The organism is Posidoniimonas polymericola (assembly GCF_007859935.1).
GTDB lineage: Bacteria > Planctomycetota > Planctomycetia > Pirellulales > Lacipirellulaceae > Posidoniimonas > Posidoniimonas polymericola.
This window is the reverse complement of record NZ_SJPO01000002.1, coordinates 424990-439501: the sequence shown is the minus strand read 5'-3', so window position 1 is coordinate 439501 and position 14512 is coordinate 424990. Positions and strand designations below refer to the sequence as shown.

The following is a 14512-nucleotide window of genomic DNA, read 5'->3' as shown; positions in this document are numbered from 1 at the left end:
ACGCCACCAATAAACACTCTCGCTAGAAACGGATTACACGCCATGACCACCCTTAGCTCCCAGCCCCAACCGGCGCTCGGCCCCCGGGACCAGAGCCCGCCGAAACAGCCCTCGACCGCCGTCTACGAGGCGCTGACGGCAGTCCAGAACCGCATCGCCCCGGTATGGCCGCTGAAAGACTACGTCGCGGTGAACCCCTACCTGGGCTACGCGACGCAGGACTTTCTGGGGGCGCGCCACACGCTGCGGTCGGTGTCCGACGTCGAGCTGCTGATGTCCGGCGACTACTACCGCCAGCAGTTCGACGGCGGCTCGTTCTCGAAGGAGGACATCGAAGCGGCGGTCGACGAACTGGTCGCCGCTGGCGTGACGGGGTCCGAACGGATCGACGTCAACCAGGTCTTGGCGTTCCTAGCAGGACCCCAGGGGGCTGTTCCCACCGCTGACGCTGACTTCACGAAGTCGGGCGAACCCAACCGAGCGGTCAGGACGCTTGCTGAGACGTACGACTCCCACACGGGGTCGAACTGGTCGCGGCGGGTGTGCGAAGCGGTCTCCCAGCAGTGCGCCTCGCACTACGATCAGGGCCAGGCAGTCTGGCAGAGCGGGTGGCGGGAGCTGCCTCTGTACCAGGCTTGGCGGGCCGCGGCTCAGCACAACCGGACCTTCGAGATACTCGGCGTCCGAGGGTTTCGCCGCTTTGTATCAAAGCTTCCCAACCAGCCGCAGGACGCCGTGGCGGCGTTGCTGTCGCGTCTCGGCGTCCCAGAACAGTTGTGGACGGACTTCCTCCTGTGCGAGGCGCTCGCGACCCCTGGCTGGACCGCCTGGACAAGGCGCCAGGACCGCCAGCTTGAGCAGCAGGGCAGGGTAGACACCGACCTGGTCGGGTTGCTAGCGATGCGATTGGCCCACGAGGTCGCTCTGGCCGAGCACTTCGACTTCCGAGTCGACTGGGATTCTGTCGTGAGTCGTCACAATAAGCTTCGCGCTGAAGCCGGGCAGCCGTCGGGCGAGGCCCTTCTTCGCTACGCCCTGCTGAGAGCATGCGAGATAGCGTTCCGCAAGCAGATTGTCGGCGGCCTCCAGAGCCGGCCCGAGGCTGCGCCACGGGTTCACGACGCACCGGCTCTGGCCCAGATGGTATTCTGCATCGACGTCCGCTCGGAGCGAGTCCGTCGACGCCTGGAGGCCGCGTCCAGCGGCGTCGAGACGTACGGGTTTGCTGGGTTCTTCGGGTTGCCCATCGAATTTTTGGAACTTGGCGAACAGGAAGGCTCCCCGCAGGTCCCCGTGTTGATCTCACCGAAATTCCGGGTCTACGAAGAGCTTGAGACGCACGACCAAGCGCTCATCGCGAAGACCCACCAGCGGCGTGCGCTCGTGCGTCTTATGAGAAAGACCTGGAAGGGCTTTCAGGCGTCGGCGATTAGCGCCTTTGCGTTCGTTGAGACGGCCGGAATGCTGTACGGCCTCAAGCTAATCGCGCGGACGCTGCGGCTTAACCGGGGTCGGCCCGGCCGCTTTGACGGCGTGCGTCGGGCCGAGCGTGATCAGCTCGCCCCTTCGCTCGCCGGACTCCCACAGCAGGGCGTCGGCCCGGGTGAGCAGGTAGACATGGCGGAATCGATCCTGCGCGGCATTGGGATTGTCGACAACTTCGCTCGCCTGGTCGCGTTCTGCGGTCACGGCAGCCAGACCGAAAACAACCCCTTGAAGGCAGGGCTCGACTGCGGCGCGTGCGGCGGCCACTCCGGGGAATCCAACGCCAGGCTCGCCGCGAAGCTGCTGAACCAGCCGCACGTCCGCCTTGGGCTGGCCGAACGAGGCATCGCGGTCCCGGCCGACACTCGGTTTGTCGCCGCGCTGCACAACACGACCACCGACAAGCTGCAGTTCTTCGACCTCCACCAGCTGCCTCCCTCCCACGAGGACGACCTGCAGCAACTTCAGCGGCACGCAGACCTTGCGTCCCAGCAGACCGCTGTTGAGCGACTGGCGACGCTTCCGGGGAGGGGGGTCGAAGACTTGGTGCGGCGGAGTCTTGACTGGTCGGAGGTTCGCCCCGAGTGGGGACTGGCTGGCAACGCCGCGTTCATCGCCGCTCCTCGCGACCTGACGAAGCGGGCATCACTCGACGGACGCGTGTTCCTGCACAGCTACGACTGGAGCCGAGACGAGGGCTTCGCCGTCCTGGAGCAAATCATGACGGCGCCGCTGGTGGTGGCCAACTGGATCAATATGCAGTACTACGCCTCGACGGTTGACCCCGTGCACTTCGGCAGCGGCAACAAGACGGTGCACAACGTGGTGGGCCAGTTCGGGGTCCTCTCCGGAAACGGCGGCGACCTGATGACCGGGCTGCCCTGGCAGTCGGTTCACGACGGCGCCCACTACCAGCACCACCCCTTGCGGCTGCTGGGGATGATCGCTGCGCCGCGGGCCGCGATTGAGGGAGTCCTAGCGAAGCACCGCGAGGTCTCTGACCTGGTTTCCAACGGGTGGATGCAACTGGTCGCTATCGAGGACGGCGTCTACTTCCGCTACTCCGAACGCCAGCAGTGGGAACCGCTCTCGACGCCGGCCGGCCTTGAACCGGTGGCCTGAGAGCGTCCCCGCCGCGAACCGAAACCCTATTCACCATCGTTAAGGAGAGATTGCCATGAGCGTTACCACCCTACCGATCCCGCAGAACCCGCATGCTGCGGCTCTTGAGGCCGCGATCGCCGAATCCGCCCGCCCGATCGAGTGCCTGGTCGTCGCGCACAACGACCCCAAGATGCTCTCGGACCTCACCGCGGCGCTCGATGGCGAAGCGGCCGTGGTCCTGGAAGCCTCCCAGGACGTGTGGGACTTCGACGGGGAACACCTCCCGACGGCGATTGCCTGGGCGGTCGAACAGACGGGCCTCCACCAGGTGGTGCTCGTGGGGCACACCCTGGCCGGTGGTCGGCAGAGCAGGGCGTCGCTCGCCGCGGCGGCGTCGAGAGACAGCTATCAGACTCTGTTGAGTGGCGTGCAACAAAGCAACACCAGGATCCTCGCCGCCCAAGAACGGTTCGCCTTGCAGGTCCAGCAGTTGCTGCAGGTCCCCCAGGTGGCGAACCGCTGTTCGTCAAGGGAGTTGAGCGTCCACGGACTGCTGTACCGAGCCGAGAGCGGTGTGTTCCTCGCGTACGACGCGGGTCGGGACACGTTTCGTCCGCTCCTGGGCTAGCGCCCGGCCCGCCGCCGCTGCGCCCGTTCGCGCGGTGCGAGAACCTGCACGCCGCCAACCGATCGCCATCGACTGCCCCACGGAGAAGCGTCCCATGTCTGAAGCCGCCGCCCCGGCACAAGCCCTGCACCGACAGACTAGCCAGCACCACGAGAGGTCTGCGCACCTGGCGATGCTCGAGGCCGAGAGCATCTATATTCTCCGTGAGGTGATCGCCGAACTAGACAACCCGGTGCTGCTCTACTCCATCGGCAAGGACTCGTCGGTGATTCTGCACCTTGCGCTCAAGGCGTTCTACCCCGGCAAGCCTCCCTTCCCCTTGCTGCACATCGACTCGACGTGGGAGTTCCGGGAAATGATTGAGTTCCGCGAGCGGCACGCACGCCGTGAACTCGGGCTGGACGTCATCGCGTATGTGAACGAGGAGGGCGTTCGCGCGGGGATCAACCCGTTCGACCACGGCAGCAGCGTCTACACCGATGTCATGCGGACCCAACCACTGAGAGAGGCCCTCACGAAACACGGCTTCGACGCGGCGATCGGCGGGGGGCGCCGGGACGAGGAGCGTTCCCGAGCCAAGGAGCGTGTCTTCTCGTTTCGCGACCACCAGCACCGATGGGACCCCCGCAACCAACGCGCCGAGCTGTGGGGCCTCTACAACACGTGGAAGAAGTCGGACGAGTGCCTCCGGGTGTTCCCGCTCTCTAATTGGACCGAGCTGGACATCTGGCAGTACATCCTGCAGGAGCAGATCCCTATCGTGCCGCTCTACTTCGCCGAGCCTCGGCCAACGGTCGAACGCGACGGCGACCTGATTGTGGTCGACGACCAGCGGATGCGGCTGCGGGACGGCGAGACGCCGGAGATGAAGACCGTTCGATTCCGCACGCTCGGCTGCTACCCGGTCACCGGGGCGATCGAGTCGACCGCGACCACCGTGGAAGCGATCGTCCACGAGATGCTGACGACGCGGCTCTCCGAGCGTCAGGGCCGCGCCATCGACCGGGACGAAGCGGCGGCGATGGAACGTAAGAAGCGGCAGGGGTACTTCTAAACGACCAGCCGCGTCGGTTGTTTTCTCGCACTCAGACCCTAGGTACATCCCATGATTGAAGCAAGCACGCCGGTCCCTGCCGACGACATTGGAAAGCGGTTCCTCGCCGACCACTCCGACAAAGAGCTTCTGAGGTTCATCACCTGCGGCAGCGTCGACGACGGGAAGAGCACACTTATCGGCAGGTTGCTGCTAGAAGCCGGGGCGGTCTACGACGACCAGATCGCCGCGTTGCAGCGCGAGAGCCGCAAGCACGGCACGACCGGCCAGGAGCTTGACTGCGCTCTGCTGCTCGACGGCCTCGAGGACGAGCGGCAGCAGGGCATCACGATCGATGTCGCCTACCGCTACTTCGCTACGTCCAAACGCAAGTTCATCATCGCCGACACGCCGGGGCACGAGCAGTTCACCCGCAACATGGCGACCGGCGCTTCGACCGCCAACCTGGCGCTCATCCTTGTCGACGCCAGCAAAGGGCTGCTGACCCAAACCAGGCGCCACGCGTTCATCGTTTCGCTTCTCGGCATCCGGCACGTTGTGCTGGCGGTGAACAAGATGGACCTGGTCAACTACGATCAGTCGGTGTTCGAGAGCATCTGCGACGAGTTCCGTGAGTTTGCCAGCAAGCTCGAGATCCCCGACATCAGGTTTGTGCCGCTGTCGGCCCTGTGTGGCGACAACGTCGCCGTCCCGAGTTCGAACATGCTCTGGCACGAGGACGCATCGCTCCTGCAGCTGCTAGAAACGGTTTACGTTGGAGCCGACGCGAACCTCCGCGAGCTGCGGTTTCCGGTGCAGTGGGTCAACCGACCGACCCCTGACTTCCGCGGCTTCTCTGGCACGGTCGCGTCGGGCACGCTGAGGGTAGACGACGAGGTGGTGGTTTTGCCGTCCAACAAGGAGGCACGCGTCAAGCGGATTGTCACTCGGGATGGCGACCTGCCCGCGGCCGCCGCCCCGCAGGCAGTGACCGTCACGCTCGACGACGAGATCGATGTGTCTCGCGGCGACATGCTCGCTCGTCCGGGCACCCCCCCCAGCGTCAGCCGCGAGGCGGACGCGATGATCGTGTGGATGGCTGAGCAGCCGATGACGCCGGGCAGACAGTACTGGGTCAAGCACACGACAAAACGCACGTCCGGCGAACTGAGCTTGCGGTACGCGATCGATGTGAACACGCTGCATCGGTCTCCGGCCGTCAACCTGGGCTTGAATGAAATCGGGCGTTGCCGGGTGGTGCTACGCGATCCGATAGCATTCGATTCGTATCGGCGGAATCGCGAGACCGGTTCCTTCATCCTGGTCGACCGTATCTCACACGAGACCGTCGCCGCCGGGATGTTGCTCGATTCAGACCCCCGCGCGGGTAGCGAAGACCACTGGGACGAGCAGCCGGCGAGCGCTCGGCTCGAGCGAGCGACCAGCCTCATCTCCGACCAAGAGCGGGCGGCGCGCTACCAACACCCGCCCTACACCGTGCTGATCACCGGACTCAGCGGGTCCGGCAAGACAACGCTCGCCCTGGAGCTTGAGAAGCTGCTGTTCAACTCCGGCAAGAAGTGCGTCCTGCTAGACGGTCAGAATATGCGATTCGGCATTAGTCGGGACCTCGGGTTCTCTGCCGAAGAGCGGTCGGAGAACCTGCGACGTGCGGCCGAGATTGCCAAGCTGCTGAACGACGCTGGCGTCATCTGCATCGCCGCTTTCGTCGCCCCGCAGGACGAGGTTCGCAAGCGCACGCGAGACTTGGTGGGACCGCATCGGTTCTGCCACGTCCACCTCACCGCTCCGCTGGAGGTGTGCCAACAACGCGACAGCACGGGACGTTACCTGGCCGCCGAACGCGGGGAGATCGCCGACTTCCCCGGCGTGAATGCCCCCTACGAACCGCCCGAACACCCCGACCTCCTGTTCTCCACGGATTCGGGCGCCGGGCCAAGAGAAATCGCCGCCAGCATTGTCGAGCGCCTCGCGAGCCACGGACCCCAGCTCGACCCGGGATAGGACGATGAAGTAAGATCAAGGAGGCCCAAGCCTCGGTAGCCATCCGGCGATTCGAGAGATGGACGGGGTGACGGGCTTCTGTGTTAGAATCGGACATCGGCCATGGGCAACGCCTTATCTGGCATTGGTTCGCAGTTCACGTCCGGGACCTTCCGACCATCATCTGGGTGGGTGCTGCCTCTCGCGCTGGCGTTCTTGGTTCTAGCTGGCGGCGCCGCCGCATTCCGTGAGGTCGGTCGGCTGGGCACGAGACTGGTCGACTCGAAGCTGACCGCCATCCTCGACGCGTCCGTCAAGGGGCTCACCATGTGGGTCGACGAGCAGCAGCGGATCGCTAGTTTCTTAGCCCAGGAGCCCGCCGTGGCGGCGGCCGTATCGGAGCTTGTTCAACTCGGCGAGCGTGGCGCGACCGGGGGAGAGCTGGTCGAGGCGGCGTCGCAGAGCGGCCTGGCCGAGCTGCTTGCCGAAGCGGCTTCGGGGTTTGAATACGTCGACTACGCGGTCGTGGATCTGAAGGCGAGAGTTCTCCTCGACGGTTTCCCCGGCCTCGTAGGCACAGACGCGTCGCCGCTTTGGAATGAGTACCTCCCCAAGATCGTCAGCGGCGAGCCTGTCGTAGCGCGCCCCCATCGGCCGACGCTATCGGAGGACGCCACGGAACTCGAGAGGCCGCCGATGATGTTCGTAGCGGCGCCGGTGCATGGCGAGGCTGGCGAAGTAGTCGCCGCCCTGGCGTTTGGAATCGCGCCGCAGAAGCAGTTCACCCAGATGCTGTCGGTCGCCCGGTCTGGAAAAACCGGCGAGACCTTTGCGTACGATGCGGCTGGCTGGATGATCTCTGAGAGCCGCTTCGACGACGAGCTCAGGTCGAGTGGCGTCCTTCAAGACGCCCCCTGTTCGACGGCTGTGCTCAACGTCCGCGTGGCCGACCGCGTGCTGCTCCCCGGGCGGCGAGACGCAGAGGCGTCAACCCCCGACGCCAGCCAAGGCGCGGGGGTTGCAGCCCACACGCTGATGTCGGGACGGAACGACAAGGACGCCCTGGCCAGGAACCTACAAGGCTACGAGGACTACCGTGGAGAGCTGGTGGTTGGCGTGGGGCGTTGGATCCCCGAACTCTCGTTCGGCGTCGTCACCAAGATGGACTACGCCGAGGCGTACGCCCCTGGCCTGCTCCTACGGAACCTGCTCGCCGCCTTGTTCGGATTGGGGGTGGTTGCGGCAGGCGGCAACCTGCTGTACGCGAGGGTTATGGGGAAGCTCCGGGCGCGTGTCCGACGGGCAGAGCGAGAAATCAAACGGCTGGGTCAGTACACGCTCGAAGAGAAGATTGGCCAAGGGGGCATGGGGGTCATCTACCGGGCCTCGCACGCGTTGCTGCGCCGTCCCACGGCGGTGAAACTCCTCCCCCAAGACCGGAGCAGCGCAGCGGCAATCGCAAACTTTGAGAAGGAGGTGCAACTGACATCTCAGCTGACCCACCCCAACACGATTGCCATCTACGACTTCGGACACACCCCAGACAACGTCTTCTATTACGCGATGGAATTCCTAGAGGGGCTCGACCTCGCCCGGATTGTCAAGGCCGACGGTCCGCTGCCTGCCGGACGGGCGATTGCGATCCTGCGGCAGGTATGCGGGTCGCTGCAGGAAGCGCATTCGGCCGGCCTGATCCATCGGGACATCAAGCCAGCCAACGTGATGCTCTGCAAGCGGGGTGGGAGGTACGATTTTGCCAAACTGCTTGACTTCGGGTTGGTCAAGGACGCCACAGATGCTCACCTCGCCGACGGCCCGGACGGTCTCGCCGGCACGCCCTTATATATGTCGCCAGAGGCAATCGAGCACCCGGCCGCTATAGACTCGAGGAGCGACATCTACTCGATCGGAGCCCTGGCGTACTACCTGGTCACCGGGACGCCTGTCTTCCAGGGCTCCAACGTCGCCGCCATCTGCGTGCAGCAACTGTCGGAGCCGCCCGAGCCCCTCTCCGCCCGGGCAGGCGCCGCAGTCGACGAAGACCTGGCCACGATCGTCCTGCAGTGCCTGGAAAAGGATCCCGCGCAGCGGCCTCAGACGGTCGCCAAGTTGGAGGCAATGCTGGCGAATTGCGTTGCGGCAGGCTCTTGGACCCAGGAAGACGCGAAGACTTGGTGGGAGACGCGTAACCTTAGCCACGCATTGACCTGTGGCGCACTGACGGAGCCGCTGCGCAACAAGCCAAAGCTAGCCAGCCAGCCGGGCGATGCCGCATCGGATCGGTCGGCTAAGAGTCTTGATTGACGCCTCCAATCGATCCGCTCTGCCTGCGACACGAGGACGATCCTGCGCGCTACTTCAGGTTGGAATGCGTACAAATCGCACACAACTTCCGGTTGTAGCTCTGCATCGGTTTGGCGAAGCGATCTTGGCAGGCGAGCAGGAGACAGCGTTGGGCGACTGGCGGCGCCTTGCCTAGAATCTGCCGGATCTGACAGCCCACAGCTCGGCGCCCGCACCACCGTATCCTCGCCGCCCTCATACTTGCAGAGACCCAAACCGTGGCTGGAGGCCAAACCGCACGCCCCGAGAGAACGCTTGCCTTGCGATTTGGCGGCAACGCCTCAGAAGGTTTGCTGACCACGACGGCCGTGGTGTTCGCAGCCGGGTTCGTCTTGCACTGCCTTGTTTGGGCTGTTCTTGGGGGCAGCTGGCAGGGTGAGGTGTCTTGGCGGAAGCCGATTCTGTTCTGTTTGGCGTCTGGGGTGACCTGCGTTTCCCTCGCATGGGTGCTTGGCCAGCTCCGTCCTTCCCGACACGACCTGCTGGTCACGCGTCTCTTCGCGGTTTCGATCGTGACCGAAGTCGCGTTAATCTGCCTGCAGCAGTGGCGTGGCGTTCCCTCCCACTTCAACCGCTCGACCCCGCAGGACGCGGCGATCCTGTTTGCCATCAAGACGACGGCTTTGGCTCTGAGCGTCTACATCTGGTGGCTGACCTGGCGATGCTTGCGGGCCCGCTTCGCGAGACCCGACCTTGGCGTCGCGATCCGCTTCGGGATGGGTCTCCTCGCACTCTCTTGCCTGCTTGGGTTCTGGATCGAATGGGTCGGGGAGAGCCAGGTTCAGCTCGGCCGGCCCCCGTACACCTACGGCGAGGCGGGCGTCCTCAAGTTCGCCCACGGCATGCCGATGCACGCGATCCAGTTTCTGCCGTTGCTCGCCTCGGTGTTGGGTTGGCTTGGATTGCCCGCCAGGAGTCGCCATGGATGCGTCTGGCTTGCCGCCCTGGGACTGGTCGGCCATTCGGCGTTCGCCCTGTGGCAGACTCTCCGCGGTCGATCCCGTCTTGACGTCGACTGGTTCTCCGGTTCGCTCCTACTGCTCTCGACGCTTGCGCTCACTTGGCCGCTGGTTTTCGCCGTGTGGCGACGAACCCGTGCGTCCGCCGGGTCCCAGCCCACCGCAAACTCGAGAGGATGAGCACACCTCTGATCGGCCGTGCGACCAGACGTGGCGCACCAGGGTGAGAAGCTTGGCGGATCTCTGCTGGCGGACGCCGTCGCACGGGTCGCACACACAAAGGTTGCGACTCACGCGATTGTCGTCGATGCGGAGGACGCGGCTGAGCTTGTGGATTTGCTTCTCGATCTCGCTCAGCTTGCTGTGGGTCGCTGACAGGTCGATCTGCTCCGCCACGCTCACGTCTCGGCGTGCGAAGGGCGCACTAGCGAGGGGGGATCGATTCCACTCAGCAAGAAGGGGGCTCAATGGCAGGCGCTCTTCAGCTGAGAACCATAACGGGTCACGGCACCGATGCCGTCGTCCGCTCAGCGCGGCTGCAACCACAGGAAGTCAATTCCTACAAACGGTTCGACACCGCGGCCGTTCCCCTCGTATCGCAACACCAGTTCATGGTCACCCTGGCTTAGCGAGACCTCGTCGCTCGCGGAGGCTCGCAGCATCGTGCGGCGCGAGGCGGCGGTTCGCAACGCTTCCTGCGGGTCGCCAAAACCAAACGGTTCGTCATCGAGCTTCGCGCTCACCATCCCTGCACGCGCATCAACCGCCAGCCCGACCCGCACCTCGTAGGCCGCTGCTTCTTGGACGGGAAAGGTGAGGCGGAGCGTGTCGCCGACGGCGGTGGGCCTCCACGTCAGGAGCCGGCCCGCCGACCACAGCCCACCACGCTCACTAGCGAGCTGAGCCGCCTTGTCCGAGATCAGCTGCTCGGGCTCAAAAAACGTCGCGTCCTCGGAACCGAACTCCGCCAGCGGCGTCCAGGGAGCAGGCAAGCGGGGAGGGCGGACGTCCTCGGACGTGATCGGCCGGTGGTCGTCGATCATCCCTGGGCGACCGTAGTGGTAGGCCTGGCAGGCGTAGCTGAGCCCTTCCACACTGTGGTTCGAGAGCAACTCCATCGTGAACGCCAGCCGGTCGTTGAATGGCTGGTCGTCAAGGAAATGGAACCGGTAGTTCGTGACGAAGCCCCGGTTCGCCGGCCCGTCGTTGCGGGGCTGGCCGGCAAACGGGAACGAGAAGATATCGTCGGCGCTCCAGGCGTAGTTGTAGTAGTCCTCCGATCCCGTGCCAAACCAGCTGGGCGACTCGTCACCGTCGACGTAGACCTTTTCATCACCCTCGCCCCACCACGTCCCGCTGGGGTGGACCCCCCGGGCCGTGTTCATCAGCAGCGACGCGGTACCGACGTAGCGGCCCCTGCCCATCGCCATGAGGAAGGGCACATCGAAGGGGGGCGGCGTCGCGATGTCGTGCAGCACTCGCCAGCGAGCGTAGAAGTGCATCGAGCGATCGTCGTCCCAACGGCGCGTTCTTGTGCGGGCATTGCCAAGGATGCGCACCGGCTGATCCCCGCGGTTGTGAAACTCGATGCGGGCCGACTCTTTGAACGGCGCGACGTAGCGGCAGGTCATCCGGCCGTCGTCTCGGACCGTGAACGGCAGCGAAACAAACGGGTTGATGCCGGGCGCGGCGGCGAAGAAATCGCCAACGGGAGACTGGACCTGGGCGTTGGTCCATCCGTCGAACGAGACCAGCATCACCGTCTGACGCAGGGCGTCGACTTCGTTGTCGGCTTGGACGCTGAGGGTCAGCCTCTCCAGGGCCGCGGGCCCCTCCACCAAGAGCGCTTGGCGGCGCTCCCCCGGCTCGAGCCTGACGTCGATTTCGTGCGTGCCGCTTCCCTCCAAGCGGTGGTTCTCGTCGGGATCCTTCAGCACGGCCGCAACCTGCTCGATGCGTTGCTTGCTCTCGCTCAGGTCTGTCGGACGAAACGGTTCGACAACCACTTCCTCACTCAGGTACTTGCGTATCTGAACGTAATAGAAGTGCACACGGTTGCGGTCGCCGATCCAGACGATCCGGCACCGGCGGCCGAACGGCAGGGGGCAGTACGCGGCGTCGCGCTGATAGAACGCCCCCTGGAGGGTTGCGGCCGCAATGCCACTCTGGCCGGCAAACGAATCGTACGGGCGATGCAGGAACTGCTCGGCCGGCCCCTCGAAGATCGGCTCGTCGGCTCCGTCGATCTCGACGCGTATCCGCCCGTTGATGTCGGCTGTCCAGGTGCGGACGATGGCCCCCGGGCCTTCGACGTCGGCGATGAGGTACTCTCCGACGCCGTCCTCTCCCGGCGCTTTGAGCACCTTCTCGAAGGGGGGGATGGGGGCGCCGCCGAAGCCGTCGGAGTTGGCGAACCAGTCGGGGCCGCCGGGCGTGCGGCTGCGGCGGTCCGTGGACGTAAACTGGAGCGTTTTGTACGGGTGGGTGGGCGTCTCGCAGAGGCGATCGAAATCAATCATCTCCTCGATCAGCCCGATGGTGGTCACCGGCTCATCGCCGCACGCGAGCGTTGGGGACACGGCGGCGAGCAGAAGAAGAAGTCGTGGGATCATTGTGTCGCGTCCAAGGTTCTTGCTACCGGGAGGTTCGTCTCCGGGTCCCTTTGGCCATCGAGCCACCTGAGCGGCGCCAGGTACACCCCGCCCTTTCCCCAGCCACAGCGGCTGACAAACCAATCGCCCCGTCCGTTCCGGACGACCTCCGCCGCGTGCGCCGGCAGGTGACCGACACGGTCCTCGATCTCCCACGAGTAGGGGGTGTCGCTCACAAACACGTCGGTTCCGTCGTAACCCCCTCGGGGCCCGATGAACAGGAAGTACTTGTCTCCCCTCCTGACGACAAACGGCGATTCGCACGGCCCGCCAAAGGTGCCAGAGGTGGGGTCGGTAAAAGCGATCTCTCGCTCGCTCCAGTTCACGAGGTCGTCGCTTACGACGTAGGCGACGAGGTGGTTGCCACCCGCGGGCGCGCTGTTGGCCGTGTAGTACATGACCCACTTCTCTCCCACCCTCATCAGAAACGGATCCCGGGCGTCGTAGCCGTCGACAACCATCGGGTTGTTCGTGTGGCGTTTCCAGCCCCCCAGGTCGGGGGAGGTCGCGAGATGGATTTTGTAGCGGGTGTGGTCGGCGTCCCCAGCGCAGTAGTACATGTAGTAGAGGGAATCGTGCTCCACGACGTGGGGCGCCCACAAGTGCTGCTCGCTCCAGGGTTCCTCCGGGGCTACTGTAAGGGCGAAGGGACGTTTGTCCCAGGGACGCTGCAGCAGTCGGCCGGCCGTCGCGTGCGCCAGGTTGTCCTCGTCGGCAGGGTTCAGCGGCTCCTCGTGGGTGATCCCGAAGAGGTGCCAGCGCCCGTCTTTCGCTTGGATAAAGCAGTGGTCGTTGATGTACCAGTCGGTATCTTCACCCACACTTGGGTCATAGATCTTGACAAACTCGCCGCACTCGACGAGCGTCGTGACCGGCTGGCAGCAAGCGTGGTTGGCGAGGGCGAGGACCAGCGCGGCGGAGGAGGCTAGAAAGCTCGGCATCGGTTGTTCCCGGGAAATTCGTTCTCTGACTTAGCGGCCCGATCAATCGGTGGCAGTGATCTGAGCCCTCTCGACGTCGGTGAATCGGCTCGGACCGATCGGCTCCGGGGCGGAGCTCGCGACCAGCCGACTGGGGCGCGGCTCCACGACAGGAATGACGAACGTCATGTCCCCCTCGCCAGCGGCTTCGACGCGGCCGCCGCTCACCTCGACCGCCTCGACCGCCAGCTCATGGGAGACCCTGATGAGATCCGTGAAGGTGTACTCCGTGTGGCTGAACCGCGTCCCCGTGTCGAGCGCCGACGTGTACTCTTTAGGCAGCTTCGTGTAGCCGAGGGTGGTGAACAGGATCCCCGCCGCGTTGGAGGGGTTGCAGTCGGAATCCTGCCCACACCGCATTGCTATGACGATGGTAGAGCTGGGATCGCTGTCGCCGTAGAGCAGACCAATCAGGATGTAGGCGCCGTTGAGCTTGGCGTCGATCGAGAAGTGCCCCTCTCCCCCGGGGCCGCTGCAGAGGTGGTGCGAGTGGGCCGGCGACTTGTGGTATTTCTCTTCGCAGAGCGCCCAGGTGGCTTCCCAATTGTCGGGGTTCTCGTCGTGCCAGGCGAGGACGTCGCGGACCATGCCGGCGTAGGGACTGGCCTGCGGGATGCTGCGAAGACCGGCCCTGATGATCCGCCGCACGTCGGTCTCGAAGAATGCCTCGGCGTACATCGCGCCGACAAACTGGCCGCCGTAGATGCCGTCGCCGTAGTTCATGAGGGCGCCAAACTTCTCGCCTAAATCGATCGCGACCTGCGGCATGCCCGGGGCAATCAGGCCGCTGAAATCGGCCTCGATTTGGTAGTCGATATCGTCGGCGTGGGCGTTGTAGAGTGGGTGCCCAGAACCCGGCGGGGCGATCCCACTCCGGAGGTTGGCCCGCCCCGCCTCGTTGGCGTGCCACAGGGGGAATCGGCTGTTGGCGAAATCGATTCCTGCCCGACGCACCGAGCAACCGAGCCCGTGGAGTTCGAGCGTGCGGAGGAAGGTCATTTCAACATAGAGATCGTCTTGCTCGAATTGATTGATGGTTTCCGCTCGCCATTCGGGCGTCTGATCAGCCGGGATAATCTGACCCAGGCTGCGGAATTCTGTCGGAAACCCCCAGCCGACACCGGCCATCTGCCCGATCCAGCCCGCCTTCATTTTGTCGACATACTCGCTTGCCACGATCCGGCGGACTTCCTCGGCGCCCGTAGACGGCGCTCCCCCGCCGGCGACGAGCCATGCACCAACCAGCAGCTGGGCCATCAGGAGGCGCGAACGGAAAGTGGCTGCTAGTGGCGTCATTAATATGGACTCAACAGTTCCAGGGTGGA

9 protein-coding genes are annotated in these 14512 nt (G+C 64.8%); 6 read left to right on the top strand and 3 right to left on the bottom strand.

Annotation, left to right across the window (positions count from 1 at the left end; translation table 11 throughout):
- Nucleotides 1–42 precede the first annotated feature (42 nt).
- The 6 genes from Pla123a_RS05685 to Pla123a_RS05660 all read left to right on the top strand — a co-directional run bounded on the left by Pla123a_RS05685 (nt 43) and on the right by Pla123a_RS05660 (nt 9736).
- Complete coding sequence (locus tag Pla123a_RS05685) at nt 43–2607, top strand: YbcC family protein (RefSeq protein WP_197527705.1); 2565 nt, start codon at nt 43–45, stop codon at nt 2605–2607.
- A 55-nt stretch (nt 2608–2662) separates the two neighbouring features.
- Nucleotides 2663–3217 (top strand): carbonic anhydrase, encoded by a 555-nt coding sequence (locus Pla123a_RS05680; RefSeq protein WP_146584754.1) that lies wholly within the window; start codon nt 2663–2665, stop codon nt 3215–3217.
- Between the two features lie 94 nt (nt 3218–3311).
- The gene (cysD, locus tag Pla123a_RS05675; protein WP_146584752.1) at nt 3312–4271 is read left to right on the top strand and encodes a sulfate adenylyltransferase subunit CysD; all 960 of its coding nucleotides are present in this window, start codon (nt 3312–3314) and stop codon (nt 4269–4271) included.
- Between the two features lie 51 nt (nt 4272–4322).
- Nucleotides 4323–6275 (top strand): sulfate adenylyltransferase subunit CysN, encoded by a 1953-nt coding sequence (cysN, locus tag Pla123a_RS05670; protein ID WP_146584750.1) that lies wholly within the window; start codon nt 4323–4325, stop codon nt 6273–6275.
- A 102-nt stretch (nt 6276–6377) separates the two neighbouring features.
- Nucleotides 6378–8558 (top strand): serine/threonine protein kinase, encoded by a 2181-nt coding sequence (locus Pla123a_RS05665; protein WP_146584748.1) that lies wholly within the window; start codon nt 6378–6380, stop codon nt 8556–8558.
- 461 nt (nt 8559–9019) lie between these two features.
- Complete coding sequence (locus Pla123a_RS05660; RefSeq protein WP_146584746.1) at nt 9020–9736, top strand: hypothetical protein; 717 nt, start codon at nt 9020–9022, stop codon at nt 9734–9736.
- A gap of 347 nt (nt 9737–10083) precedes the next feature.
- Here the strand turns inward: Pla123a_RS05660 and Pla123a_RS05655 are convergent, their stop codons facing one another.
- The 3 genes from Pla123a_RS05655 to Pla123a_RS05645 are packed head-to-tail and all read right to left on the bottom strand — an operon-like array spanning nt 10084 to nt 14444.
- Nucleotides 10084–12168 carry a glycoside hydrolase family 172 protein gene (locus Pla123a_RS05655; RefSeq protein ID WP_146584744.1) on the bottom strand — a complete coding sequence of 695 codons (2085 nt, stop codon included), beginning with the start codon at nt 12166–12168 and terminating at the stop codon, nt 10084–10086.
- Nucleotides 12165–13148, bottom strand: a complete 984-nt coding sequence (locus tag Pla123a_RS05650; RefSeq protein WP_146584742.1) for a family 43 glycosylhydrolase — start codon at nt 13146–13148, stop codon at nt 12165–12167. Before Pla123a_RS05650 ends, Pla123a_RS05655 begins: the two co-directional genes overlap by 4 nt.
- Before the next feature lie 42 nt (nt 13149–13190).
- Nucleotides 13191–14444: an ADP-ribosylglycohydrolase family protein gene (locus Pla123a_RS05645; protein WP_197527704.1), complete on the bottom strand. Its 1254-nt coding sequence runs from the start codon at nt 14442–14444 to the stop codon at nt 13191–13193.
- Nucleotides 14445–14512: the final 68 nt, after the last annotated feature.

Bases quoted from the DNA above. Each gene is read 5' to 3' on its own strand.
- Pla123a_RS05685 (WP_197527705.1), top strand. From the start codon at position 43: ATGACCACCCTTAGCTCCCAGCCCCAACCGGCGCTCGGCCCCCGGGAC.
- Pla123a_RS05680 (WP_146584754.1), top strand. From the start codon at position 2,663: ATGAGCGTTACCACCCTACCGATCCCGCAGAACCCGCATGCTGCGGCT.
- cysD (WP_146584752.1), top strand. From the start codon at position 3,312: ATGTCTGAAGCCGCCGCCCCGGCACAAGCCCTGCACCGACAGACTAGC.
- cysN (WP_146584750.1), top strand. From the start codon at position 4,323: ATGATTGAAGCAAGCACGCCGGTCCCTGCCGACGACATTGGAAAGCGG.
- Pla123a_RS05665 (WP_146584748.1), top strand. From the start codon at position 6,378: ATGGGCAACGCCTTATCTGGCATTGGTTCGCAGTTCACGTCCGGGACC.
- Pla123a_RS05655 (WP_146584744.1), bottom strand. From the start codon at position 12,168: ATGATCCCACGACTTCTTCTTCTGCTCGCCGCCGTGTCCCCAACGCTC.
- Pla123a_RS05650 (WP_146584742.1), bottom strand. From the start codon at position 13,148: ATGCCGAGCTTTCTAGCCTCCTCCGCCGCGCTGGTCCTCGCCCTCGCC.
- Pla123a_RS05645 (WP_197527704.1), bottom strand. From the start codon at position 14,444: ATGGCCCAGCTGCTGGTTGGTGCATGGCTCGTCGCCGGCGGGGGAGCG.